Source organism: Sphingorhabdus sp., assembly GCF_023910635.1.
In the GTDB taxonomy this organism is placed as follows: domain Bacteria; phylum Pseudomonadota; class Alphaproteobacteria; order Sphingomonadales; family Sphingomonadaceae; genus Sphingorhabdus_B.
In genome coordinates this window covers 68,468-94,912 of sequence record NZ_JAAVVZ010000007.1, presented here as the reverse complement: position 1 = coordinate 94,912, position 26,445 = coordinate 68,468, and the positions used below count along the sequence as shown (strand labels likewise).

Here is a 26,445-nt window from a genome sequence, read left to right as displayed (position 1 = left end):
GCGCACGCGCCGATGAATTTTCAAAATGTGCGGGAGAGTATGTGCGTGAGAATTTCGATCTCGCGGCTTTTGGGAATGAAAAGCCGGGTGTTCCACTGGATGATCTCTGTGAAACAGCCCATTGCCTTGAATTCTTCGAGCCGCGCTGGCGGTAATTCTAGGATTTCAAGTCGGAATTCGGTGTTGACGCGGCTGCGTTTGAGCTGAAGTTTGATCGCGATCGGCAGCGTGTATCTGTTGCCATCCATGACATGCTTTGCGATTTCGGCAGGCGTGAGCTTGGCTGCTTTATCCACGCCGGTTGCGGTGTAGAGGGCATCAAGCGAATGCTTTGGTACAACGCGGCCTAAGATTGATCTTCCGTCTGCGGTTACGATACGCCGAACGGTGACGTGGTTTTTATCAAGATGGTTCCAGATTGGCAGAATCTGGCCGGTCGCGACATAGATTATGTCGCGGTTAACTGTGTTTGCAAGCTCGGCAGCCTGCGCTTTCCAACCTTCGCGGAATGCCCCGATAGGGGTATCACGCCAGTAGCTTTCAGCAAGGGTTTGATCGCTGATGCGTTCGTCCCCGCCAGGGGTAACGAGCCGGTAGTAACGGTGACTTGCGCCATCATCGGTTGTGAAAATGTGGCTCGGACGCAAAATTGCAACGCGTTTTGATCTGTCATTTTGTAAGATTCTTACACTAGGATGCTTAGCAATGTAGTTTTCGGCGTCTTCGAGCGGGATAAACTCACTTTTCCATTCGGCAGAAATCGAGAGAAGATTTGAGGTGGCACCTGTTTTTGGGTCGGTGCGCAGCAGCGTATCTTCGATAATTTCGAGGCGGTCGGCGCGGATCGTTTCGACGCCAAGGTCGAGCGTGCCCGCTTTGCGAGCTTCTTCGATCCGGGATTCGATCAGACCCATGAATTCATCGAAAATCGTATTTTGCAATTCAATGCGCATAGCCAAAAGGCGGTTTAAGAAGCGCTGGATTGGCGGTAATTCGTCCTTCAGTGCACCTTCGTCGGTTAGTTTTAGGCCGCTGATATCTTCAAATTGATTGAGTGTGATGCTTTGCAATTTGCCGTTGAACAGAAGATTATACCATTTTTTGAGGGCCTCTTTGGCAAAATCGCTCTCAAGATTGTCAGCTGGATTGAACATGTTTTGTCCTCCGGCTTGTCTCTGTCCGCGCGTGATGGCACCAAGTGAATCGAGCCGCCGTGCAATGGTCGAAATGAAGCGCCGTTCTCCGCGACAATCGGTCGTGACCGGACGAAATATCGGGGCGGATGCCTGATTTGTTCGGTTTGTTCGCCCGAGTCCTTGGATTGCCTTGTCAGCGCGCCAGCCTGGCTCGAGCAGGAAGTGGACGCGGCGCTGTTGATTGGGATGTGTGAGGCTGGCATGATAAGACCGCCCAGTGCCGCCAGCGTCAGAAAATGCCAATATGCGCTTGCGGCCTTGCATGAAGTGGTCGGTTTCGACGATATTTGTACGCGCCGAGCGTGTTTCCAGCTTCTGTTCGCCATTTTCGAGTGTGATGAGCCGGCGCGTGCGCCCTGTTATTTCCGCGACATGTTCGGATCCAAAATGGTTGATGAGAGCGTCGAGCGCGGTTGCGATGGGCGGCATTGCGCACAGATTTTCGATACAACGGTCACGTAAGTCGAGGGCTTCTGGATTGAAAACCGGATTTCCGTCTGCATCGGACATCGGTTCGGAATATTTATCACCCGTTTCATCGCGCCGAACAATCATTTGGCGCACTGGAAAGGCGTTTTGGAGATAGTCCATCATATGCTCAAGCGGCGATAAGTCGATCATCAGATCAGCCCGATCTTCGTCTGAGAGGGCTGCAAGCCTGCGATCAAGCGTTGCTTCGGCGGTGGTAACCAGTTGGATGACGCAGCTCATCTCATCATCGAGTGCGGACTGTATGGCAGGAATTAACGCTGGTAATTTCATTGACAGCAGCAAAGCTGCAAAAAACCGTTGTTTTGTGCTTTCAAACCGCGACCGCGCCGAGCCAAGCGCCTGTCCGTTAAGGGTTTGGCCGTTAGATGGATCAATAATATTGGCTGCTTCAAGCGCAATTTTCAGGTTTTGGTGAATGATTGCCCAAGCGTCGGCATAGATATTGAAGTTGGTTATTTGTTCGGGCGTGAGATTTTGTTCGAGAATATCATATTCGACCCCGGCGTAGCTAAGTGACCTGGCGCAATAAAGGCCAAGTCCTTTGAGTTCGCGCGCAATCAGTTCAAGGGCAGCAATCCCGCCTGTTGATATTTCGTTGATGAATTGTTCGCGGTTACCAAATGCCGTCCCCTCGCCCCATAGGCCCAGTCGAAGCGTATAGCTGAGATTTTCGATATTTGATGCGCCTGTGGCCGACGAATAGACTATGCGTGCCTTTGGAAGCTGGTTCTGTAGCCGAACGCCTGCAATGCCTTGCTGTGAGGCGGACTGTTCGCGAAATTCGTTTTTCTTGCCGGCAGCATTGCCCATGGCGTGAGATTCATCGAAGATAAGAACCCCATCGAAATCCGGTCCGGCAAATTCGAGTATTTGTTCGAGGCGGGGTCGTTCTCCCGTTTTGGAGCGCAGGCCTGGGTAAGACAAAAATAATATGCCTTGGCGCATTTGAATGACTTCGTGCGGCTTCCAGTTGGCGAGAGGCTGAATGTCGGGTGTTAAACCGCCAAGTGCTGTCCAATCGCGCTGTGCGTCTTCGAGCAAAGTGTTGTTCTCGCTGATCCAGATATGTTTGCGGCTGCCGCGGACCCATTGGTCCATGATGATAGCGGCAACTTCCCTGCCCTTGCCTGCGCCTGTTCCATCGCCGATGAAATATCCTTGACGATATGTCTCGCCGTGTGGACTTGATATCAGGTTAGCCTTGTCGTCCGAGAGCGTGTAGGAGCCCGGTAGGAAGTGATTGTGGGCTTCACCTGCATAAATGAGCGTTTCGAGCTGAGCAGCGCTTAAAACGCGCTTGGTGACGATTTGTTCGGGCAACTGTGGGACATAGTTTGGGATTGGTGCAGCAATTGATCCCATTGCTATCGATTCAACCAATTGTGTCGGATGCCGCCCTGCCCTGTCGATTGCTATCCGCGTTGGCTGGTAGTTGAGATAAATTCCGGCTTGGTCCGCTGAGTAGTTTGGCTCTGTCAGCTTTGAATAGGTAATGGCGCCAACCTCTATGCTGGCGGTGTGCTTCATTGGTGCCGGTGTAATTTTGGCTGCTGTTTTGAATGCTGAAAATAGCCTTTGAGGCTTTGGTTTTGCGGCATCGATTGCTGTGCGTGCGGGCAGTTTGGATGGGATGTCTGCCAGATTTGAAATACAAGCTGCTGTTTGCTCGGTGGCTATCTTGTCGATGACGACAAGCCGGGTGGCGGTGTCCGTTCCTTGTTTGGAAAACCCGTCTTCAATTGGGCAGTTGGCTTGTACCGTGTAGGTTTTGGTAATCCGCGTGTACACATCAGTGCGACCAAATTCATGAAAATATGGCGGCATGATAGCGACCAGTCGGCCCCCTGGCAGGAGTGTGTTTAGCGCGGCATCGATGTGGCGGCCTGCAGTGAGCGGGTCGTGATGTTTGTCGCCATTTCTGCTGAATGGCGGGTTCATCAAGATGACGCTTGGGCGTATTTTGCACATTGCGTTGATGTATTGGCCATCGAATGTTGTGACGTTGAACTGTGGATATGCAAGTTTAAGTAATTCGGCGCGCAGCGTTTCAAATTCATTGATAGCAAGTGTTGCGCCTTTGCCAGCAATTTGTGCAAGCAACAGGCCTGTGCCAGCACTAGGTTCAAGTATGATATCTTCGTTGGTGATAGCAGCGGCTAATTGCATCAAACGGGCAAGCGGGGCTGGTGTTGAGAATTGCTGATAGTCTATCTGCGTTTCGCTGCGTACCGTGTGGGTGGGAAGTGACGAGACAATCGAATGGATTTGTTCATCGGAGCAATCGGGCTGAGCTATAAGAAACAATGTCAGGGCATGTTCGAGCATTTCGAAGGATTCACGCTGGCTCCATTCTCCTTGCGCGCTGGTCGAACCAAAAGCGTTGTACATTGCTGCGTCGAGATTGGCGCGGCTGATCGTGCCGGGAAATAGTTGGATGATCTGTTTGGCCGCAGCATGAATGCGTGCAGCTTTTTCAGATGACTGGACTGTTGTAGTGATTGACATAATGGGACCCTTTCGATGCTACGAAATTCTCCCAATCTCCTCTCCCCCTTCCCTTTTGGTGCGAGAGGAAATGCGCTGTTAGGCGCTGAAAATCTTAATAGGATGGGGGTGATCTGCGCGATTAAGGCTTATATGGGTTATCCGTCTTACCCCATCTGATAGCCCTTTTACGCTGCAGGTAGCGCCGGATATGGCTTGGCTAGGCTGGCTTGAGCCCAAGGCAGCCACGTGGTGCTGTTTTATTACGTATATTAAGTGTTTGTAACGTTACCGACGTAGATACGCAGTCAAGTATCTGATAACATTGATGTTTGAGTATTTAATTTTATATGCGTGTGAGTGAAATGTTGAGCCTGTCGGCAAGCCCAAAAGGAAGTCGCCTAGTGAGTAGTTCGACTCGCTGAATCAAATATGGTTGATAGATTCAAAATATCCATAAGACTTGGTCCGTGCCCAGCGCTAATATTAGCAAATGGCCCTCTCCCAATTCCAACCCCCCCTGCCCTGCCGACTGCATTTGCGCGCAATCAATCTGGAGCGCAATGTTGCTCGCGAATATCAACTTGAGGTGCAACGCGATCTGTTCGGTCATTGGATAGTCGCACTGCATTGGGGGCGGATTGGCGCAAGCGGGCAAGGTCGCATACTTAGTTTCGATCAATTCGATGATGCTTCACGTTTTGTAGGCCATAACCTTGCGCGCCGCAAAAGTGCGCGTAACCGCATTGGGGTTGATTATGTCCTCGTTAATGGAGCCCAAGTCGCCTTGAAACACAGCGTCTGACTTTGACTGAGCCTTAAGGAATGATATCGTCCTTAATTCAAATAGAATATCTATAGGGTTAGAGGGTTTATAAGATATTTTAGAAGGTTAAGCGCGCAGCAAATGCCTTAAAGTCCAGCTAATGCGCCAGTTACGGCTCGGGGCTTGTTCCCGAAAGTGCGTTGATCCGTTCCTGATAGGTCGGTGCCTTTGTTCCCGAAAGGTCGTTTAACCGTTCCCGATATGTCTATCACTCGGTGATAGTCGTTCCCATTGTGTCGAAGGGTCAAGTTACTCTCTCCAAATCCCGCCTGTTTTGAATCAGTTTGCGCATGTGCGATTCAAAAGAGGTTCAATTGATGGGCAAAGTAGAGTGAGGACAAAAGATAATACATCATTCTTGTTCTAGGCACGACACTTTAGGAACGCCTTTGTGGTTTGCTGCCGTTGTTGGAAGAAAATGGAATTCTACGGGAATAGGAAGATACGCTCAGCTGCGCAACTGGTGGCGATGCTTTTCATGCCACTTGCGAACATAGCCGATAAAGGCTCGCTGCCAATTAGCTGGTAGCCTCGATGGATCTGCGTTCACCCATGTCTCGAAGTCGGCATGGAGGGTGTAGAGGTCCCATCCGGGGCATTCTTGGCGTAACACAGCTAGGGTGTCGTCGGTCATGTATCCGCGTGTCGATGCATCTGCCAGGCCTGCCACGGCTGTGCGGACAAGTGCGCCGGCGTCGAAGATGGCATTGGAATGAGGCGAGTTGGGAGCTTTTGGCTGCTTGTCGGGTGGGTTGCTTTGCAAAACTTTCCCTGGGGAAAGTTTTTTAGAATGAGAAACCGAAACGCCCTGCCCTGCCTCGTTGGTTGCCTTGCTGTCACAGCGCACCATCCGCAGCAGAGGTTCTTTTGTACCGCTCTTCGAAACTTCGATTGACAGATTATACCCTGGCAGGGTGTTGCGTTCGGCAATCTTGATTATTTCGAACTTGAAACGGCGATAAGGCCCCTCGGCGCCGCTCTTCTCGAACAGCGTGGGCATCGCAATGGAAAAACCGTCACCCCCTGCCCCGCCAGCATGCTTTCGGGCGACCTTGTAAAGCCAACGTTCGCGACCGCCGGTCAAATTAAAATAGGCCCGATCGATAGCCAACACGCCCCCGTTCATAAGGACACCTTCGTAAAACCAGTTGCTCAACTCAAGGGTCATGCCTCTGGAGCGTTCAGTCTTTTCGTCTACCAGTTGGGTCCAGCCATCTAACCAGCTAAATGTAGCCTCTCGTCGGTTTTCGGCACGGATATTTGTTTTTACGGTCGTAGCAACTAATCGATCCAAAGCTTGGCCCATGAGCTCATAAGCGCGGCCTGTTGTAGGACGGCCAATGGCGCGCAACAAATCATAGGGCATGATGTGTAGCTTGCGAGGAACATCGTTGGCTCCACGTCGCGCCATATCGGCAAGCATCGACGCACAATATATCAAAATGTCTGCATCCCAGATTGTTGCCATGCCGTAAGTTGGATTGGGGGATACATTGACCCAAAGCTTTCCATCGGGAGATGTATAGTCAATCGGCTTGACCCTTTTGGTCTTGGCAAGACTGAAAAAGGGCCTCTCCATCATTTCGCGCTGATCGCGCAACGGCAAGTCCGCCAGATAAGGCAGAAACAGATCAAACTGCTCGCTTATTGACTGTCGCTGGCCTTTGCTCACGAAAAACTTTCCCCGGGGAAAGTTTTCAAATTAGGCGCGGGCGAAGGCGGGCCGCATGGCTTTTGAATCATAACGGCAAAGCCTTCCCGTCCTGTTCAAGAGCATTGAGGATGGTTTTGAGAGCTGCAGCCAATTCGTTATGGTTTGCGCCTGATCCGGCGTGCAATCGTAATGTGATACCTTGCCGATTGCGCGATGCAACGCTCAACATGGGTCGGCCGTTGGCGGCTTGGATGGACGGAAGGGCAGGGGGTGGGGTAGCCTCGCTGTCGAGGCCATACATGATTTGACGGATGACATCCGGAGCGCGCAGAGACGGGTTGCCGTGTGTACGACGTTTGTCTTGTTCTGCTGCCAGCATTTTCGCTCGCTCTGCAGCAACTGTTGCATGACCGTCCTCCGCGATCCACTTAGCCAAAGGATATGCCGGTTTGAGTTGAATGTCCGCGGGTGATGCAAAGGCATCGATAATTGCATCGGGTATCCGAGCTACGGCCAGCATTTTCGAAAGCCAGCTTTCTGTCAGATGCAGCCTTTCTGCCATCCGGCGCTGCTTGCCGCCATAATGGTCTGCTATGGCCTGCGCATAGTTGCGCGCCCGCTCGATGTCGGAGACGTCCTTGCGCGCACGGTTCTCGATATCGGCAAGCCGGAAGGCGGCTTCATCGTCTATGTCGGCAACGTGAGCCAACAATTTCATGTCGGGGTAGCTGTGGCTCCTGAGCCAGCTGATTGCAAAATGGCGCCGGGTTCCGGCAATGACCTCATAGTCAAAATTCTGATCGGCCAAAACCCTCCGGACGACCGCCGGAACTTTTTGTCCGCCTTCGGAAAGGATGGAATCGATAAGATCTTGGCAATTGTCTTCAGTCAGCCGGTTTTGTACGCGGGCGTTGCCTGACCAGATGCGGACGCGAGCCGGATCAAGAAGCAGTTGGGTTACCTGTTTGACCTCACCAGATGCAACGCGCGTCAAGGCGGATTCACGTCCCAAAAGGCTCATTCCTGCTCTTTGGGAGCCAGTTGAGGCGTTGACAGGTGGTGAAGGGGCAGGGGAGGCGTCAGGGCGCTCAGGCACCTGTTCAGATCCACTGATGTATTCATCGCCGAGTATATCGGCCAGATAATCACTTTGCTTACGCGCCATAGCTCAGCTCCAAGGCATGTTCCTGAAATGTCGTCGAACATATCATGAACATTATGATTTCGACCATTCTGACACCATCAGGCATTTACAACATCCTCCTCACGAGCAGGGGCCGCGATTCCCCAGCTGCGACGGACGAGAGCCTCTATCTGGCCCATGGCTTCATCGAGATTGGTGCGGCATCTTTTGTGCGTTTTGGGCGTTCCGATCGGTCGCTCAAGCTCGTAAATCGTCATCATACGCAAGGCGGCATGGCTGATTTCTGCGCTTTCGAGGATAGGTATTGGCAATAGGGAAGGGCCGAAGGCCTGTTCCATGATCTGGCGCACCATGGCATGGCTAGGGTCATTGGCATCAAATTTGGAGCAAATAAGTCGGATAAAATCATATTCGACGGCAATTCCGGCATTTGTGAGCTGTGCAGTCACCTGTTCCATCATCGAAAGAAACTGTACTGTCGAACAAAAGTCAGGAGTGGTCGCAGCCAAAGGAACCAAAAGGGCATTTGCTGCCTGCATAACGGCCAAGCTTATTGTTCCAAGGGCAGGGGGTGGATCGAGCAATACAATGTCATAGTTCTGCGCCAGATCCTGCAGCCCCTGCTTCAACTTTCGAAAACGGCTAGCCAGAACCGAGCCGCCGTCGGCACCGGCGGCCGCCAGCTCATATTCGACGTCAAAAAGCTCAAGATTGGACGGAATGATGTCTACATTAGGCCAAGGCGTTTTTTGCACCGCGTAGAACAGGTCCATTTCGGTCGGTTCGATCGACAGATACGGGTATAGCGTCTGTTCGCGGGTTATGTTGAAGTGTGGATTGAACCCGAAAAGCGTCGTCGTTGTGGCTTGGCTGTCGCAGTCCACTACAAGTATTCGAAATCCTTGCACGGCGAGATAATGGGCGAGATGGGTGGTAACGGTTGACTTGCCTACTCCTCCCTTGAAATTTTGAACCGCAATGATTGCAGGTGGGTCAAGGTCCCTGCGGGCGGGAGAAGCTCCCAGAACCTTTCGCATATTGAGCAAATATTCGATCGAATACCCTGGTCGACGCCCGTTTTCCGTGGCCGGGGCAGGGGGAAGGCGACCATCCTCTTCGGCCATACGGATACGATTTGTGGAGCAACCAAGTAATTGGGCCGCTTCGGCAATGCCGTAACGCACGGCCAGCCCCTTGCGATCCTCAGGCAGAAAGGCTTTCTTGCGCAACCGCTCGATCATCCGCTCGCCAGCCTCTGCCAGCTCTGCAATCCGCGTTACTTCTGAACCCATTTCAATCACCAATCAACCTTTTGAAGCTGTTTCGACACAACAATGCCAAAGATTGTTCAAAAAGGCAACTCGGTAATAAAAACCGTTCAAAACAATCCGAGCACGTGCGAGCTATCCGGCCCCACGGCTCGCAGGCGTCCTAAGATTACTTCATACAGCTGATTAGTAGCTGATAGCGGACATTCACAAGACAACGCCCTAACTAACCTTTCTCGCTGATATTAAGTGCTAGTAAAGTGTCTACACAAAAATTACTTACGTGGTGTAAGCATGAGCCACGATAACAGCGAGAGAAGCCATGACCGATTTCAAAGCCGTGATGCGCCGCATCATCACCGGAGACGATGACGATGGGCAGTCGGTCATCATCCTCGACGGCGGCCCTTCCGCCAGCGCTGGTGATCCGGATGTCGGCGGGCTGTTCGAGATATGGGAAGACATCGCTTCCGGCCCGCTCGACCCAAAGGACCACAGCGACCGCGGGAATAGCACTGCGGTCCTCGGCCCGCGCCCCGGCAATGTTCAGGTCCGCTGGTTCGTCATGCAACCGACCCCGCCCGGTGTGTCCAAACCCGCGCTGGACGCCGCCACCCGCGCAGCCTTTGCCACGGTTGGCGGTGAGGGGCACATTATCGACCAGACGCGCCATTCGGGGATGCACGAGACCCACTCGCTCGACATCATCTGTCTGTTGCAGGGGGAGGTATCGCTAATCCTCGAAGGCAGCGAAACGCGGATAAAGCCCGGCCAGGTTGTCATCCAGCGCGGCACCAACCACGCATGGGAAGCGCATAACGGGCCGGCCCTGCTCCTCGCAGTACTGATCGATCGCCCCCTGCTGCGACGCGACTAGTCAAGCCCCACTTTTCCTTTAGTGAAAAGGGCCATGTAAATTTCGGCTCTACTACGTCGCCGCCCATGTGGTTTGTGAAAGAGACGCTAAGAGCCATTGTGTGGCGCTCATACTTCGCAAAGTTGGGTATTAGCGCGACCGGGAATGTCCGCAATCTTGCCGTATCCGGACCGGTGGCTTTTTGTGACGGACCCTTCAAAACTGCCGGTCCGCTCAAGGGCATCCTTAGAGCGCTCAAAAAAGACCGATTATGGGTGGAGAGCAGACCGTCAGCTTTCAGGTGGCCGAAGCCAAAAGCAGCCGTTTGGTCCAGCTGAGGTCGCGACAGCTTCGCGCCCAGTTGCGGTCAAATTAAGCGCTAATCTGCACGCCTGTAAGCGGACGTTGATTTAGCTATGTTGATATGTCCGTTCTGTTGAAAGTCCGGAAAGATGGCGGTCGGTGGAAACATCGGCCGCATTTTTAATGTCGTAGCCGACGGTCGCGTTCACCTAAATCGTGTTATGGCGCCAACTACGTCGGACAATTCCATTGGGCGATACTGCGAAACAACGCCTGGTATCGAGGTCCGATCAAAGGCCACGAATACCGTTGCATCAGCAAAGGCAGACTATTTGCGCAGTCATTAGTCCCGCGCTTAACCAAGCGGTCCGCAATTACGACGGGATGGCCAACGGCGATCCGCGCTCCATCGTGAAACCGGCGAGGCGGCTGAGTTTGCCGGTTTGGTCGCTGACCTTATCGACCTTCATAATGTCGGTGCGCCATTCGGTTGGGCTGATGGAGAACACCTGATAGCCGCGCTGCCCATTGGCGAACAAGACATTGGGGTTGCCCGCGATGATCTTTCGGAAATCGGCCCCGCGCACCTTTATGTCGCGGCCATCACCAAGTGACGAGATTGAGGTGCAGACAAATTCGGTCGCGACCTGGTTGCGGTCGGGCTCCTGATCGTTTGCGGGGAGGTAACCGACGATGTTTTGGTGGACATCGCCCGTGGCAATTACAGCGTTGCTGATCTGCTTGGCCTGAATCGCGCTGACCAAGCGGCGGCGGCTTTCGGGATAGCCCATCCAGCTATCGGCGGCGATTTCATTCTCGCCCGCACCGTTGGTGCGCCCGTTATACGGCATTACCACGACCTGTTGCGCAATCAGGTTCCAGCCAAAACGGTTGTCGAGCCCATCATGCAGCCATTGATGTTGCCGATTGCCAAGCAAAAGCCCGCTGTCCAACCCTTCCTTGCGGCAATGCTCCTTTGCCTCGCTGGTACAGAACTGATCGTCGCGATATTGGCGGGTATCCATCAAATGGATGCGCAGAAGGCTGCCATAGTCCAACCGACGGAACATTTGAATGCCATCCGCCTGCGGCAACTGGGCGGCGCGGACAGGCATATTTTCATACCACGCCTGCATTGCGGCAAAGCGCCGGAGGACGAACTTCTCTGGATCTGTACCGTTTTCGTCGATTTTTCCGGCCCAATTGTTATCCACCTCATGATCGTCATAGGTCATTAGAAACGCGCAGGCGGCGTGCGCTGCCTGCAAATCGGGATCAAGCCGATATTGCGTGTGCCGCATCCGGTATTGCGCCAAGGTCTCTGGCTCAGGGCCGATATGGTCGCGGATAGTCGGGATGTCAGTTTTGCGCCCCTGTCGTCCTTCATAAATATAATCGCCGTAATGGAAAATCGCATCCAAATTTTCCGCCGCCATATATTTATACGCGGTGAAATAGCCATGCTCGTAATTCTGGCACCCGGCAACGCCAATGCGTAAAGCGGCGACATCTTTGCCCGCCAGCGGCGCGGTGCGGACCATGCCCGTGCGGCTTGCGTGACCGTCGACCAGGAAACGATAAAAATAGGGGCGGGCAGGCAGCAATCCGTTGATTTCGACATGCACCGCATGGCCCATTTCGGGCGTGGCCATTGCCTCGCCTTGCTGAACGATGTGCGTGAAGCGCTCATCCGTGGCGACTTGATATTTCACCGTGAAAATCGCCTGCGGCATGCCGTGGCCCGGTTCCATCGGACGCGTCGCGAGCCGCGTCCACAGCACAAACCCATCGGGAAATGGATCACCCGACGCCACACCAAGGGTGAACGGATAGTTTCGCAATGTCTGCGCAAAGGCGGGCGCGCTGGCGAATGCCGCAAAGCCAATCGCCCCAGTCATCCATTGTCGCCGATCTAGTCGCATGCCTTTACCCTTCAAAATACCGCACGTTTTGCAAAATCCGCCCCCTTCACATGCGGTAACTCAGTCGAAGGAACCATGTGTTGCCGATTTCGAGGCCCGCACGGTAATATTCCAGATTGGGTCCCGTGGTGCGGTAACGGTTGGCATTGAACAAATTGCGCCCCTCAAGGCGGACCTGCAATTGCGGGGTGATCGCGTATTTCATCGTCAAATCGACGGTGGTGAACGGCTCAATCCCGATATCCAGCCATGGGCTGGCGGCGAAGCTTTCGACATAATCCGATTTATGGTTCATTGCGACCCGCACCTCGGACCCACCACCCAAGTCATAGAACAGTGCCGCATTGGCCGAGAATTTTGACTGCCACAGCATTTTGTCGCGTACGCGGCGTTCGCCGTTGAAGAAGAATGCCGTCTCGCCCTCAACATAAATCAGGTTGGCAGACGCGCCGACGCGGCTTAAAACAGGCGATACTTCGCCAAAGCTGGCGTTGACGAAGCCGAATTCGACGCCGTAGAATTTCGTCTTTTCGCCATTAATCGGCTGCGTTGCCGTCCAAACATTATCGTCAATGGTCACTTCACTGCTGACCGTCAGGATATCATCTTTAATATCCTTGTAAAAACCTGTCAGGGTGATCAACCCTTTGCCGTTATTGAAAAAATATTCAAGGCCAAGGTCGAGATTGGTCGAAACCCGCGGGCGAATGTCTGGATTGCCGCGCGAGATTGTGAACTCGACCGGATCCCGACTTTCCACAGTGGCGATATCCTGCGGGTTGGGACGGCCCAAAGTCTGGCTTGCGGCAGCCTTAATCCGAAAAGCGGGGGTCACATTAAACACGGCCAAACTATAAGGTAGCAATTTGGTATAATCCGATGGGTTAGTGACCAGATTGGGTTGCAACACGCCGGAGATGATTTGCGCATTGGTGGCATCGGCCTTCACATGGTCCAACCGGAAGCCGGCCATCAAATTCATGCTGTCCGAAATATAGCTTACTTTGGCATATCCGGCGAAGACATCCTCCACATAACGATAGTCGTCAATACGCGACAGGCTGGCCGATTGGGCAGTATTGACCGCCACGCTGTTGACGGTTTCGGTCCAAAATTTATTGCCATCAATCCACAACGATGGATACGGATAGCCGATGTAGTTGAACTCTTGTTGTGTGGCGAGCCCAGTCAGCCGCAACGTGCCTGTGACATAATTGGTGCTTTCGATGTCCCGTTCCAAATCGATGCGGCGGGCATTCGCGCCAAGGCTAAAGCCAAAGCCGCGATCGGTCGGCGCAGAGTTGAACGCATAATCGACGCGCGCCTCAAACAAATCTTCCTTCGCCGCGCGGCTGTCGCGGTATGTTTCGCCTAACAGATAATTGGCTGCGTTCAGATACGGCGCATAATCTGCAACAGTCCAACGCTGTGCATCATTGCCCAGATCATAATTGACGCGCGTGTTGGGACGATAGACGAAGGTCACAAATGGACGGTCGGTCAGGAAGCGTGCATAAGAATAGCCTGCCTTGATCGACAAAGTGCTGCGCAGCGACGGCTTGATATCGGCCTGCGATTGGAGACCTGCCTGATCGCGCTCAAAAGTGTTATACCGCCATTGCGTATCCACCGAACGCACACGCATCGATCCGGTAAGTTCGGTCAGCCCTTGCGGTTGGTCAAGTTGAAACAACCGGTTGGTGTTGCGTGTTTCCTGCTCATCGGAAATAAACGCATAGCCATAGAGGCCGGTGCTGAAATTGTCCGATGGCCGATATTCCAACCGCGCAGTGCCGCCGTATTTTTGAAACAGGTTCGTATAATTGTGATTAAGTAGCGAGTTGGGCGCGGCGAAACCGTTCCAGTTGGCTGCTTCTGGTGTCGTCGTAGCGCCCGTTGATGTGTAATAGAGCCGGTTGGTGATGGCGTCGTTTGACTGCGTACGCGGACGGTCTTCATAAATCCCGCTAAGCACGAAGCCGAATTCGTCATTCGCGCCAAAACGGCCGGTCCACATCGCGTTGAACGATTTGCCAATCGGCGAATCCTTTGGATCGCCCCAACTGTTGTCGTCGGGCACATCCATATAGGACGTATAGCTGATGCCTGCGGTTGCGATCAGCGTCTGCACGCCCTCATCAAACGCGCTTAACGGAACCAAATCGATCAAACCGCCAAGCGCACCCGCATCTAGGTCAGGCGTCGGTGTTTTATAGGCCAAAATTGTGCGCACCGACACACCGGGGATGACTTGTAAATTAATCATCCGCGTGCCTTCCCCCAAATCGCCCGTGGTGGCGATGGAAAGACCATTGGCGGTCACGGGCACAAAATCGGGATGCACCCCCCGAATCGACGCGAACTGCCCAATGTCATCATTGTAAATCGTGTTCACGCCAGTGATCCGCCGCATGCTTTCCGCGATGGTTAGATCAGGTAAAGCGCCAATTTCATCCTGCGAAATGCTATCGACAATAACCGTCGCATCGCGGCGCTTTTGCACCTCGGCAATGCTTTGCAGTTCGGAGCCAGTGACGATGATCGTAGCATCATCTTCCCGTGTCTCAGCATTCTGCGCAAACACCGGAGTCGCCGCCGCCAAAATCGACATGGTCGCACAGCCCGAAAGCAAGCGGGCCTGCCGCTTGGTCAAAGAAATATTCCGCATTTTGTATTCTCCCAGATGTGTGGGAGGCGTTCTAATTATGATGTGTGACCTACTAATGTCGTTGCAGAAACGCCATGAAGACCATGAGGTTACGAAATTGTGACGCGTATTCATCTCAGGCCAATTTGTGCCATGCACCTCAGTCCAAATATCTTTTGCATAAGAACCATGGTTGGCGAATAAAAGAACGACTGCTTTTTGCTCCGACACCAAGGCTCTGCGAGATCCGCTAACTTAGCGGGAGCAGCCGAGCGCTCTGACCGACCTAAACAGCAGCTAATGATCGATCCATGCACAAAAGCAGACCGTCTGCTCTCGGCCCACTCCCGCCCGTTCCGATTACTTAGACAAATGTCCGCTTTTGGGGTGTGGCTTAGCCGTCATGAATGTCTGGGATGTTGTCGTGTTTTGACCGTCCGCCATTGCAAGCAAGGTTGCGGTAAGCGGACATTAGTCGCTTGATTTGGTACGTCCAGCGCGCGCGGGTGATGCTAAGTTAAAATCAATTCATATCCTTGCAAATCGGAACTCTTTTGTCTATTTTACACGAATGTTGAGTCGTGAAATCTTTCCGTTGCTGGTTAAACGGCTTGGGCAGTTTGATAGCGTGGCGATGCTTGGGCCGCGTCAGGTTGGCAAAACCACACTTGCTCGTCAAATCGCTGATACCGCTGGGGATAGGGCAAAATATCTTGACCTCGAACGCCCGGCAGACCGTCGGCTGCTAGATGACCCTGATGCCTATTTCGCTGCCCATGCCCAACATCTAATCGTTTTGGACGAAATTCAGCGCGCCCCTGAGATATTCCGCGTGCTGCGCGGACAGATCGACGAACGTCGGCGAATGGGTGGTGCAGGTGGGAAGTTTCTGATTCTTGGGTCGGCTTCAATGGACCTCCTGCGGCAGTCGTCGGAAAGCCTTGCTGGTCGAATTAGCTACCTTGAGTTGGGACCGCTGAATGCGCGCGAAGTGGACCGCGAGGATGAAGCGTCGCTTGACCGACTGTGGCTGCAGGGCGGTTTTCCCCCGAGCTATGTTCGCGATGATGGGGAGGAAAGCCTGCAATGGCGCCGCGATTTTATACAGACATATCTTGAGCGCGACCTTCCCCAATTCGGTTTCAATGTGGACAGCGAGCAGATTGATAGGTTCTGGCGAATGCTTGCCAATGACCAAGGTGAACTCTTCAACGCGGAACGATACGCACGATCCTTAGGCGTCAGCGGCCATACGGTGACGCGGTATCTCGACATGCTGGAAAAACTGCTACTAATTCGCGTCTTACGACCGTGGTCCGTTAACAGCGGCAAACGGCTTGTCAAATCACCCCGGCCATTTGTGCGCGACAGCGGGCTACTGCACGCACTACTGGACCTTCGAAATACCGACGATATTCGCCGCCACTCCGTTGCTGGAAAAAGCTGGGAAGGCTTTGTCATCGAAAATTTGGTCGGCGCGTCACTTGGCAGGGCCAAACCATATTTCTACCGTTCCAGCGGCGGAGCTGAAGCCGACCTGGTGCTTGAATTTGCGCCAGGAAAATGCTGGGCAATTGAAATCAAACTTTCCAGTGCACCAACCATTGACCGGGGCTTTCACAACGCGGCCGACGATTTGGGAGCAGAGCGCCGATTGCTCGTTTACAAGGGAAGCGAGCGTTTCCCGATGCGCGGCGGTGTGGAGGCGATGCCACTGACCGTGGCAATGGACGAAATCAGCGCGGCAGTGCAGGCATGACCGAGGGGCGAGACTACATTCCGCGTACCCTCAGCTGGGTCGATACCGTGCTAAAAAATAAGACAGTGCGTGATCAAGAGATAGTCTCGCGATTTTCGGAGCCAGTCGTCATTCTTGGCGACCCAGGTATCGGTAAAACTTGGTTGATGGAAGAGCTCGGCAAAGCGGACGGCCTCCAATTCATCCGCGCCACCAGCTTGCTGCGGCAACCGGACGGCAGCGATTTCGGGGGCCAGCGCCTAATGATCGATGGCCTCGACGAAGTTGCCTCTATTCCCCGTCGTAAGAATATTTGGCACTGAAAACTGCCTGTCAGGATACGGCCCAGTTTCAGCCACGCGATTTGCTGGCGAAACTGGCCTCCCGAAATTTACGAGGGACCAGACATTCATATTTCCGTTCGTTCAGCCAATGTGAGAGCGTCGTCGATATTCATCCAGAAAGAAACGAATTGCTCATACGTCGCGTGGTTTAAGTGGCCGCTTGGCACCAACCAAACTTCCAGCATTCCAAGGTCTACGCTCATGCGCACCAGGATCGAGATTAGAAATACCCATAACACTTCTCCTTTGGCCGGAATGGCCGCGAGAAGAATACACCTGTTAATGAAGGGCCGCGTTTGGGTCGGGAGCGGACTGTCCGTTTTTAGAGTCTGACTCATAATTATCGTGTTTAATATCATAGTTTTGCGATTCGTCTAGCGAGGAACTGGACGGAGGCCATGAACAGCCATGCCGTTGCGGAAGCGATGCTGCGCTCGAAGTCTTTGGCAAGGCGCCGGTTGCGGTTTAGCCATGCGAACGTTCGCTCGACGACCCAGCGGCGCGGTAGAACAACAAAGCCATTTGCCCGGTCAGAACGCTTTATGATTTCGATGGTCCAGTCGCCGATCTTGGTCAGCGCGGTTTTGAGCTTGTCACCGGCATAGCCGCCATCGGCAAAGACATGGCGCAGCCAAGGGAAGCTATAACGGATGTCGGAGAGCACGATCGGCGCGCCGTCGCGGTCCTGTATATCGGCGCTGTGAATAATGGCGTGTACCAGAAAGCCGTTCGTATCGGTGATGATATGGCGCTTGCGCCCCTTAACTTTCTTGCCCGCGTCATAGCCGCGTATGCCGCCGCTTTCCGTCGTTTTGACAGACTGGCTGTCAATCACTCCGGCGCTGGGTGAAGCCTCGCTACCCTGCGCCACCCGGGCATCCTGGATCAGATAATGGTTGATCCGTTGCCATGTGCCATCATCGCGCCAAGCGTAAAACCAACGCTGCACCGTCGAGGAAGGTGGAAAGCCCGGCGGCAGCATCCGCCATGGCAGGCCACCGCGTAGCAGATACAGCATCGCTTCTACTATCCGCCGCATCGGCCATTTGCGCGGACGGCCGACAAAGGACGGCAGCGGAAAAAACGGTTCCAGAACCGCCCACTCCTCATCAGTTAAATCACTTGGCAAAGCCAATCCGTTGCGTGCATGATGCGCGCGAGTGGTGTCGGTCCACATCGTTGAAATCCTTCGGGTTGTTGCAAAACCGCTGAATCAATGATGTGGAAAAGCGTCAAGCTAACTCGCTGACACTACTCAACTTAATTTCGGGTCAGACACTTAGGCATTACTGCGCTTAATGCAGACGCCGCAAGTATAGTAATGCTAGGAAAATAAAGCTCATTGCCGTTTGGGTCTTTCCTGCTTTATGCCCAGAGATAAGGCTTGCGACGACCAGCATTCTTTGATGCCGGAACGATGATGCGGACTTACTGCCCTGAGGGGATTAAGGTGATTTCTGTTTGGCGTCCGTCGATGAAGTGCACGTTAGTCCCATTGAAGAATGCATTCTCTTCGGTCCGGAAATCTACGCGCTGACCGTTCCATTCGGGCACTGCGGCGTAAGTTGTCAACTCAATGGACCAAGCAGTATTAGCGGCAATTAACCCGCTGCCGCGTGGATCAGCATTCTGATTGTCCCAAAATCCTATGGAGGGACCTGCACCGTGACCATGCAAGCCAATCGGGTGCGTGTAAATCGATGGATCAAGCCCCGCCGCCACCGCTTCCGCCCGAGTAAGCGCCAACACCTCGTTCCCGCTGCGCCCAACCGCGAAATGGCGGGTGAGCATATCCTGCACATGGTTGCTGTTCGCTAGCCCCCGGCTGAGCCCTGCAGGCGCCTTACTCTCGCTCGGCTTCAATACATAAGCAAGATGCTGCGTATCGGTATTAAGCCGAAGGTAAGTGATGCCAAAATCTGTCCATAACAGATCGCCAGGCTGGATCACTTCGTCGCCTTCAAGCATACCCTTCGCCCCTTCGCGCTGGATCGCAACGGACGGGTGAAACCACGGATCGAGGCCCAGCTGAAGCAGCCGGTCGCGATACCACCACTGCACCTGCTCCGCGGTCGTCACGCCGGGGGTGATAACTGACCGCGAAAACGCTTGGTCAATCACCATATGGGCCGTGCGCATTATTGCGGGGTAGATTTCCATTTCGGCAGGCGTGCGGGTTTCAAGCCAACGGATTGCGAGCGCTTCGCCGCTGACGATCCGCGAATGCAAAGGAGCAGGCAAAGCGGCAACGAACTTCTCATACTGACTGAGCGTCATACCGTCGGCGAACTGATAGAGATCGGAGGTGTTGATCGCAATTTTTGCAGGATTACGCTTCGTTATGATGTCTGCGACCGACCGCCACTGATCAGGCTGTTTACCGGGATCCCAAGCAGGCGCGAACAAGCCGCCAAGCCCATACCGGCTGACGGTAAGACGCTCGATCGGTTTTCCGTCACCAGGGTCGTGGAAGATCAGAATTGTACGCCGGCGTGCGTGCATATTTTCGGCATCAAGCATCGACGCCACCACCGGCTCTTCAAAATATTCGCGGGCCACCAGCAGCCATAAATCGATGCCCTGTTCGCGCATGATCGCAGGGATGATCGTATCAAGCCGTTCGGCTAGTATGCGGTTTTCGGTAATCGCTCTTTCGCGAGCGTTAAGTATCGGGGGCAGCGCGGGCGACCGTTCGTCAGCCTTGCTCATCGCGACGGGCGCTGATGCAGCGGTGCCAGGTACCGCAGTAAGTGCCGCAAACAGCGCCGCTGCAAATACGATATTCGTTGCCATCATGCCCTCCACAGACAATTGTATCGACGCTACCCGGTCGCGGCGCAAGCATCAAATGCTAGCCTTAACGGCTATCGGCTATCGCTTACAGCATGAGTAATTCGGCGGACATTCCTTTAACGCAGTGGTTATTTCCACATCGATCCATTCATCGAGTAAACGCACGGGAATGGTCTAAACCGCGCTGGTTGCGTACTAATCCAATACTCCTGCATATATCATGGCGCTCCGTTGCTCTGTTCGAGTTGCCGCCAGTTACTGAGGATGATGCGAACATAGTCTTGCGTTTCCCGGATGTAGGGAATGCGGCCCACTTTGCGGACACGGCCCGGGCCGCTGTTATACGCCGCAAGTGCAAGATCGTAGCGACCGAACTCGTTTAATTGGCTGCGCAGATATCTCGCCGCGCCGTTTAGATTTTCGCCAAGATGGTGTGGATTTACGCCAAGCATTTTGGCTGTATTTGGCATGAGCTGTCCCAACCCCAATGCGCCTTTTGGACTGATCGCATATGGGTTATAGCCGCTTTCTTGCATCAGCATGGCGTCCATTAAAGCAACAGGCAGACCATGCGCGCATGCGGTTTGTTGGACCAGAGGATAGAGAATTCGGCGCCGGTCTTCAGCCATGGGCTTGAGGATGTTTGAAGGTTGGTATGGGCGCGTATTGCATGGGCTACCAATGGAAGGCGGGATTAAGCGGGCCGAAACTGTTGCCGACGCCAGGCCGGTTTTCATCCATGTTGGTATGCGCAAGAATGTCTCGGAGGTTGCTGGCTTTTGTGTCCAATTATGCAGTGCAGGGGAAGAGGAGGGCGCACCTATTGTTGTAAAGTCGGCGGTCATCGCGGCGCGGATATCGGACATAGGAAATTGCTGTAAGGTTGAAGGCAACTCGTTTGTTGGTGCGTCACTAAATTTGAGAACGGTCACGGCGCGATGCTGTGTTGTCTCTTTTGCGTATAACGCCGGGGTGGCAAAGGTAAATGCGAAGGCTGCGAAGGCCGCAATCCTTTTCACGTATATTCTCTTTTATCACGAAAGCTGTTTAATGCGCGTTCGCGGCTTGCAACGCTTTCGACAGCGCTTGCGATCATGCGCGCATTAAATGCCGCAAGGTCCCGGTCTTTGAAATTTTCAACGATTGGGCTGCCATTGCCGGCAAGCGACAATCCAAGAGGGTATAACAGTGAACTAAGGACCTCCATCCCGGGCTGATTATACGATGTTATATCTTTTAGAATTTCGACGGCTAAGAATGCATCGATGCGCCGGACTTTGAGAGCGTCGCCTATTGCGATCAGTGTGTTGTATGTAGGTGACGTCACGCCGTCTAAAAAATTGCTTATTGTCGTATGGCTTAGTTTGGATTCTTTGGCGATCGTTCGACGTGAAACTTTTTGATCTGCTATCTCAGTTTTATACAATTCAATATAAAGGGGGTCAATTGAATCACAATTTTTCCGCATGTTATGCCCTCTCATTATATAGAACAGCTATACAATCTTTATAATGCAAAAAAGTCATCTCGGCCCTACACGACAGGCCGGGTCCATTTCTGTCAAATAAAATATCGTGAAACGTCGCTGGTTTTTACATCATAGATCTGTGGCGGCATGGAATATTAGTCGGAGAATTTGTGCCGTTGAAACGGGACGTTGCCCTTCGCATCTCAGCCTATTTCGCACGTCTCTGATCTTATCGTTGGTAGTGATGTCAACTCTAATAGCGATAGGTATAGAGCCTAAGACAGATGAGGCATCAGCATATTGTTCAACATGTGCGAATTGTTAGAAATCCAAGGGTTTGCGAGGGTGAGACAAGATATAGCTTATCATCGTTGCCACAGTGTGTACGCGGTGCGTTTTGAAAGAAACGATATGCAGGGCAAGGCATAAAGCAGCCCAAGAGTTGATGCTCAGTTTGAACCGGTGCACTATGTAAGAGTTGTTTATTTCGCTATTGTTATCCACGTGTTAGATCCGGTGATTGAACATTTTTAAGCGCGACAACTTAGGCATGGATTTTACTCAAGTGGCAAGTGAAATGGTAAAACAGGCCAGTGAAACTGCCAACATGGCAAACCGAATGTTCATAATGGAAAGGTAAATCGCCAAGTTGGCAAGTGGAATGGCCAAAAATAACAGATAGCTGACCGTTTGCGAACTATTCTGATTTGTTTGCTGCAAATGATATAATTTTATGTCTCTCGTCATTGACGCGGGTTGCAGATTCTCGATTGTTGAACGTGGCATCATTGAAGATGCTTTGGACAATAAGCTGAGAGGTCGATATGCAACTTTCTATAAAACCGGGCATGGTGCAACGGCACATGCTTTTAATTGCAGTTTTTGTTTTTGCTTTGGCAATCATCGCTGCAGGCCCTGCTTTTGCAGGTGCGGATACTACTTTCGATACCGCTTTCACCAAGTTTAGCGGTTTTCTCCAAGGGTCAGGTGGTAAGATCATCACGTTGATTTCCTTGGCGCTTGGTATTGCCGCCATGGCCTCTGGCCGCTTTGCGATGGGTCAGATTGCTCTTCCTGTGGGCGTTGGGATTGCGGTTGGCACCGGCGTTCCAATCGTCACATCTTCAATAACCGCAATCATTTGATTTTGAAATGTAGGCGGGCTTGCTCGCAGACATGGAGGGAGGGACGGTTTTGGATCGTTATGTTATTCCAGGAAGGCTCGACGAGCCCGAAAGAATTGGGTTTTGGACCATCGACGAGTTTGTCGTGATGGCTGGACCGTTTTTTATCGGGATTTTGACGCAGCTTATCGTTTGGGGAATTGTATTTGGCATTTTGGGTTGGTGGGTTCTTCGTAAGGCAAAAGCGGGGCGCGCTAGTTCTTGGCTGATACATGCAGCTTTTTGGTATCTTCCTTCAAAAGTAACAGGGGTCAGAACCGTTCCTCCTTCCCACCTTCGTGTGATGGCGGGATAAAATCATGGAAATTGGATTCAGTCAGGCGCAAGCCCAAAGGGTATTAAAACAGCGCAACATGCTTGTCTTGGCCAGCGTTGGTTTTGGCATCGTCGCCATATTTGCGCTTATCTCTGCATCGGCGCGTGACCGCGAGGTTGTATTGCAGCCAGTTTTAAGTCGTCAGATTATTCTTTCGACATCAGGCGTAACAAAAGAATATTTGGAACTCGTAACGCGCGATAGCGCGTTGTTGATGTTCAATCGAACACCGCAGAGTGTTGATTACTGGCTTGAGGAGGTGCTCAAGATTGTGCACCCCTCGGCGCATGGCAAGATCAAGGGTGACTTGCTCAAGATCGTTGCCGATCAGCGCGGGTCAAGTGTTTCTCAATATTTCACGCTTGAACGGATGAAGGTCGATCCCGAAGCGTTGACGTCTGAAGTGTCAGGCACTTTGCATACGCTTGTTGGCCGGTCCGAGGTGGGAGCGGTTAAACGAACATTCCGCTTTGACTGGACATACACTGGGATCGAGCTGCGGCTCACCGGCTTTGGCGCTGTCGTTGAGAACAATGCTCATGGCGCTTCCTTGTCTTCAGCGCAAGCTGGATGACAAGATGATGGAGATCGCAATGCTCGCAACTTTTGTAGTCGGTGTAGTTTTGTTGTCCCGCACAGGGCGTGTTGGAGAGCAATGCGCAGGTTTTACGCTTTTGTCGGCATTGCTATTTGTGGCTGCTTCACCTGCCTGGGCTGATCAAACTGTGATGGTCGAGGATAATAGCCGTGTGGAGTGCATTGCGTCGAAAAAAGATTTGACGCGCGTAAGTCTGCTTGGCGACGAATTTGCGAGTGTATCAAAAATTCAGCCAAGCAATGCGCTTGATGATTTTTCGGTGGTGAATGAGCCTACACGCGGCGACATTTATATTTCGGTTCCCGATGGCTTTCGCCCCAAAACCCTGTCGTTTTTTGGCACTAGCAAAAAGGGCTATGTGTATAAATTTGCGTGCCGCGTTGAAGCGATTGAAGCACAGCAAATATTTCTGTCCAATCCGACCGCCGAAATAAAATCTGATGTTGCACAGTTGGAGGGCGATGAAGTGGCTCCTGATGGCGACGAGACAGCGGTAAGGCTGGTGCAAGCAATGGCATCGCAAAGGGTTGTTCCTGGGTACAGGATGCGCAAATCGCCATTGGTTCCTGTCAAGGTAGGCAATCTTTCGGTCCAGTTGCTCGCAGAATATGAAGGTCTGGAAATGGTTGGCCGAGCCATTCGTATCGAGAATATGACAAAAGAACCGGTCGTTCTTTCCGAAAGCGATGTTGCGCCACCTGGCGCGCTTGCGGTGGCAATAGCAAACTCAAGTCTGGCGGGAGGGCAAGTTACAACGGCATATGTTGTTACGCGTTCGCAAAGGATGTCGCCATGATTGGAATTGCACATTTTATGGCCGCATTACTTAGCCTTTCAATGATTGGCGTGATGATCCTTGAGGCCGCAGCGCCTCAGAATATTATGGCACGTGAACCCGACAGGCAGAAATTGCGCAAATTTGAAGCTGAGCGGGATGCGATATTGCGTGAAGCGCATGTGCGGCACCGTATGGGCGGCTCGGTCACCAAAACTCTAAATCATCAGTCAGCTACGGAGACCAGATAATGGCTGGATTGGGCAGTTTGTTCAAGAAGCGCAGGGATAGAAGCGTCGATCCAGCAAAGCCGGCTGTGCCCGAAGGTGTTGATCTTACCGTCAATGACGGCGTTGAAAGGCGTCAGCGGATGTTATTACTTGCAGGCGGCTCGGTGCTGGTAATTGCCGCGGCTTATTGGCTGTTTTTTACAGGTGCCGATGGCGGGAATGAGGTCGACATTGCAGCCAAACAGAGTGGGCAGAGTATTCAGGTCTCAACCGATGACTTGGCATCGAAAAACCTGTCTGAAAAAGAGTGGCTCGCGATGTCGGAGAATAGGCTGACCGCGCAGGACAATCAAATTCGGGCACTGCGAGGTCAAGGTAGGCAGTTTGATGATCTGCAAAGCGAGATTGATGCGCTCCGCTCTGAAAACCAAAATATGGCCTCGGACGGTTCGCGCGTTGTGTCGGCTTACGAAAGTGAAAATCAACAGCTGAAACAGCAGCTGGCATCGGTCCAAGCCAATGCTGCCAGCAATGGAGCTGGACCAAGAGCATTATATGGACCGCAAGGTCCGGCAGGCTATGCACCGCAGGCAGGAGATGTCCCGCTGCCGGTGTTGTCGCGCGGAGAGCTGAAGGTCATTAATTTTGCCTCGACTACAGCTGCTGCAGGTTTGCTTGTCACCGCTCAGTCACAGGCGCCTGAGCGCGGAAACATGGTTGTGACCGATAGCCCGAGCTATTTGCCTGCAAACAGCTACGCCCGTGCGAGGGTCATTGTAGGCGTTGATGCCGCATCCAGTGTACAATCCCAGTCAGATCCTTTGCCTGTAGTGCTTCGTATAACCGGACCTGCACGTTCTGTGACGCTGAATGGCAAAGTTTTGACGACACGGATCGAGGGATGCTTGGTCAATGGTGCGGCAAGGGGCGATCTGTCGTCCGAAAAAGTCTATGTGCGCCTCGCTAAAATGACCTGTCCACAACCAGGCGGTCGGTTTGCAGAAAGCGAAGTCAAAGGTTTTATCGCGTTTGGTGGTAAAACTGGTGTGCGTGGCCGCGTTGTCAGCCGGGAAGGTAGTTTGACGATGCAGGCGTTTATGGCTGGGCTCGTAGGGGGCGTCGGTCGCGGCTTTGGCGCAAACACCCAAGGTATCCTTTCGGGAAATACGACAGTTGTAAATGGCGAGAGGCAAAAATTGTCAGCCGGAGAGATAGCGCAAGGCGGCCTTGGTGAGGGTGTGGCGCAAGCTGGCGACATGTTGTCGCAATATCTGATCGAGCGTGCCGAACAATATCAGCCAGTCATTGAGATGCCGACAGGCATCGAGGTCGAAATTGTATTCCTCGAAGGTGTGTTCATCCGCAATTGAAGGAGCAGGTGATGAAGTTGAAGCTGATTGGTGCAATAACGGTCGCGATCGCGCTTTTAGCATCTACTGTTTATGCAAGTGCTCCGTTAGATGCAGCCCGTGTGACTGAGGCTTTGAAAACACGCCTGCCCAAAACAGCGGTGTCAGCGATTGATTGCAATAAGCTCGACGGCCTGTGCGAGGTCGTTGCCGGCAACAATTTGTTCTACGTTGACGGCAAGGCGCGCTATCTGTTTGTCGGCCGTGTTTATGACATGGAAACGCGTCAGGACATGACTGCGGCAAAATTGCTCGAAATTAATCCTTCTATGCTTTTGGGCGGTGCTGCGGGTGCTGGCGGGGATGAAAGTCAAGAAATTTCAGGCATTGCGCAAGCCGCGAGAAACGCAGGAGGCGTGGAATCTGCGGGCACACAGCGTAAAATCGATTTGTCTCAACTTGGCAAAACCGGAGCAATTATTTGGGGTAAGCCCCAAGGCGAGCCTGTCACGATATTCACCGATTTTCGTTGTGGCTATTGCAGATCTTTGGCTGCGGCACTTGAGACAATGAATGTGAAGGTGATTGAGCGGCCAATATCGACGCTTGGAACGCGCGATATTTCCAACAAGGTCTATTGTGCAAAGGATAAGGCAAAGGCGGTTTTAGCGGCCTATCGGAACGATCCCTTGCCCACTTCGAGTTGCGATACTTCGGGCCTGGACGCCAATGAGCAATTTGCACGTGCCCACGGTTTTAGCGGGACGCCTATCATCGTCCGCAAGGATGGCACTGTTCTGGTTGGGTACAGACCCAAAGAGTTTCTCGAAAATTGGTTGAAGGGAGGCTCGTGATGCG

The 26,445-nt window shown here is 52.8% G+C and carries 21 protein-coding genes; 11 read left to right on the top strand and 10 right to left on the bottom strand.

What is annotated here, in order from left to right; translation table 11 throughout:
- Window positions 1-20: 20 nt before the first annotated feature.
- A complete protein-coding gene (locus HEQ34_RS06155; RefSeq protein ID WP_296198785.1) occupies window positions 21-4,193 on the bottom strand; it encodes a strawberry notch family protein in 4,173 nt (1,390 codons plus the stop codon).
- Between the two features lie 517 nt (window positions 4,194-4,710).
- Between HEQ34_RS06155 and HEQ34_RS06150 the strand changes: the two genes are divergently transcribed.
- Window positions 4,711-4,977: a WGR domain-containing protein gene (locus HEQ34_RS06150; RefSeq protein ID WP_296198784.1), complete on the top strand. Its 267-nt coding sequence runs from the start codon at window positions 4,711-4,713 to the stop codon at window positions 4,975-4,977.
- Window positions 4,978-5,446: 469 nt separating this feature from the next.
- Here the strand turns inward: HEQ34_RS06150 and HEQ34_RS06145 are convergent, their stop codons facing one another.
- The 3 genes from HEQ34_RS06145 to HEQ34_RS06135 all read right to left on the bottom strand — a co-directional run bounded on the left by HEQ34_RS06145 (window position 5,447) and on the right by HEQ34_RS06135 (window position 9,088).
- Window positions 5,447-6,670, bottom strand: coding sequence for a replication initiator protein A (locus HEQ34_RS06145; protein ID WP_296198782.1), 1,224 nt, complete (start codon window positions 6,668-6,670; stop codon window positions 5,447-5,449).
- Between the two features lie 67 nt (window positions 6,671-6,737).
- Entirely contained in the window at window positions 6,738-7,817 is a 1,080-nt protein-coding gene (locus tag HEQ34_RS06140; protein ID WP_296198780.1) for a ParB/RepB/Spo0J family partition protein, read from the bottom strand.
- Between the two features lie 77 nt (window positions 7,818-7,894).
- Window positions 7,895-9,088: an AAA family ATPase gene (locus tag HEQ34_RS06135; protein ID WP_296198778.1), complete on the bottom strand. Its 1,194-nt coding sequence runs from the start codon at window positions 9,086-9,088 to the stop codon at window positions 7,895-7,897.
- Window positions 9,089-9,386: 298 nt separating this feature from the next.
- Between HEQ34_RS06135 and HEQ34_RS06130 the strand changes: the two genes are divergently transcribed.
- Window positions 9,387-9,941, top strand: a complete 555-nt coding sequence (locus tag HEQ34_RS06130) for a hypothetical protein (RefSeq protein WP_296196491.1) — start codon at window positions 9,387-9,389, stop codon at window positions 9,939-9,941.
- Window positions 9,942-10,597: 656 nt separating this feature from the next.
- On the opposite strand, the gene HEQ34_RS06125 is transcribed toward HEQ34_RS06130, so the two are convergent.
- Entirely contained in the window at window positions 10,598-12,121 is a 1,524-nt protein-coding gene (locus HEQ34_RS06125; RefSeq protein ID WP_296198776.1) for an alkaline phosphatase D family protein, read from the bottom strand.
- A gap of 70 nt (window positions 12,122-12,191) precedes the next feature.
- The gene (locus HEQ34_RS06120; protein ID WP_296198774.1) at window positions 12,192-14,813 is read right to left on the bottom strand and encodes a TonB-dependent receptor; all 2,622 of its coding nucleotides are present in this window, start codon (window positions 14,811-14,813) and stop codon (window positions 12,192-12,194) included.
- 550 nt (window positions 14,814-15,363) lie between these two features.
- Between HEQ34_RS06120 and HEQ34_RS06115 the strand changes: the two genes are divergently transcribed.
- Together HEQ34_RS06115 and HEQ34_RS06110 are read left to right on the top strand one after the other, a co-directional pair.
- Window positions 15,364-16,551 (top strand): ATP-binding protein, encoded by a 1,188-nt coding sequence (locus tag HEQ34_RS06115; RefSeq protein WP_296198772.1) that lies wholly within the window; start codon window positions 15,364-15,366, stop codon window positions 16,549-16,551.
- Window positions 16,548-16,853, top strand: coding sequence for a hypothetical protein (locus tag HEQ34_RS06110; protein WP_296198770.1), 306 nt, complete (start codon window positions 16,548-16,550; stop codon window positions 16,851-16,853). Before HEQ34_RS06115 ends, HEQ34_RS06110 begins: the two co-directional genes overlap by 4 nt.
- Window positions 16,854-17,229: 376 nt before the next feature.
- On the opposite strand, the gene HEQ34_RS06105 is transcribed toward HEQ34_RS06110, so the two are convergent.
- The 4 genes from HEQ34_RS06105 to HEQ34_RS06090 form a co-directional block, all read right to left on the bottom strand.
- The gene (locus HEQ34_RS06105) at window positions 17,230-18,051 is read right to left on the bottom strand and encodes an IS5 family transposase (protein WP_296196494.1); all 822 of its coding nucleotides are present in this window, start codon (window positions 18,049-18,051) and stop codon (window positions 17,230-17,232) included.
- A 251-nt stretch (window positions 18,052-18,302) separates the two neighbouring features.
- On the bottom strand, window positions 18,303-19,670 hold the full coding sequence (locus HEQ34_RS06100; protein WP_296198768.1) for a M24 family metallopeptidase: 1,368 nt from the start codon (window positions 19,668-19,670) through the stop codon (window positions 18,303-18,305).
- Window positions 19,671-19,885: 215 nt separating this feature from the next.
- Window positions 19,886-20,533 (bottom strand): lytic transglycosylase domain-containing protein, encoded by a 648-nt coding sequence (locus tag HEQ34_RS06095; protein ID WP_296198766.1) that lies wholly within the window; start codon window positions 20,531-20,533, stop codon window positions 19,886-19,888.
- Between the two features lie 149 nt (window positions 20,534-20,682).
- Entirely contained in the window at window positions 20,683-21,135 is a 453-nt protein-coding gene (locus tag HEQ34_RS06090) for a helix-turn-helix transcriptional regulator (RefSeq protein WP_296198763.1), read from the bottom strand.
- A gap of 824 nt (window positions 21,136-21,959) precedes the next feature.
- On the opposite strand from HEQ34_RS06090, the gene HEQ34_RS06085 reads away from it, so the two are divergent.
- The 7 genes from HEQ34_RS06085 to HEQ34_RS06055 are packed head-to-tail and all read left to right on the top strand — an operon-like array spanning window position 21,960 to window position 26,441.
- Window positions 21,960-22,280 carry a TrbC/VirB2 family protein gene (locus tag HEQ34_RS06085; RefSeq protein WP_296198761.1) on the top strand — a complete coding sequence of 107 codons (321 nt, stop codon included), beginning with the start codon at window positions 21,960-21,962 and terminating at the stop codon, window positions 22,278-22,280.
- A 31-nt stretch (window positions 22,281-22,311) separates the two neighbouring features.
- Window positions 22,312-22,614: a type IV conjugative transfer system protein TraL gene (gene traL, locus HEQ34_RS06080; protein WP_296198877.1), complete on the top strand. Its 303-nt coding sequence runs from the start codon at window positions 22,312-22,314 to the stop codon at window positions 22,612-22,614.
- 4 nt (window positions 22,615-22,618) lie between these two features.
- Window positions 22,619-23,209, top strand: a complete 591-nt coding sequence (locus tag HEQ34_RS06075; RefSeq protein WP_296198759.1) for a type IV conjugative transfer system protein TraE — start codon at window positions 22,619-22,621, stop codon at window positions 23,207-23,209.
- Window positions 23,175-24,029 (top strand): type-F conjugative transfer system secretin TraK, encoded by an 855-nt coding sequence (locus HEQ34_RS06070; RefSeq protein ID WP_296198757.1) that lies wholly within the window; start codon window positions 23,175-23,177, stop codon window positions 24,027-24,029. Before HEQ34_RS06075 ends, HEQ34_RS06070 begins: the two co-directional genes overlap by 35 nt.
- On the top strand, window positions 24,026-24,259 hold the full coding sequence (locus tag HEQ34_RS06065; protein WP_296198755.1) for a hypothetical protein: 234 nt from the start codon (window positions 24,026-24,028) through the stop codon (window positions 24,257-24,259). Before HEQ34_RS06070 ends, HEQ34_RS06065 begins: the two co-directional genes overlap by 4 nt.
- Entirely contained in the window at window positions 24,259-25,608 is a 1,350-nt protein-coding gene (locus tag HEQ34_RS06060) for a TrbI/VirB10 family protein (protein WP_296198753.1), read from the top strand. The genes HEQ34_RS06065 and HEQ34_RS06060 overlap by 1 nt, the downstream gene beginning before the upstream one ends.
- 11 nt (window positions 25,609-25,619) lie before the next feature.
- On the top strand, window positions 25,620-26,441 hold the full coding sequence (locus HEQ34_RS06055; RefSeq protein WP_296198751.1) for a DsbC family protein: 822 nt from the start codon (window positions 25,620-25,622) through the stop codon (window positions 26,439-26,441).
- The last annotated feature ends 4 nt before the right edge of the window (window positions 26,442-26,445 follow it).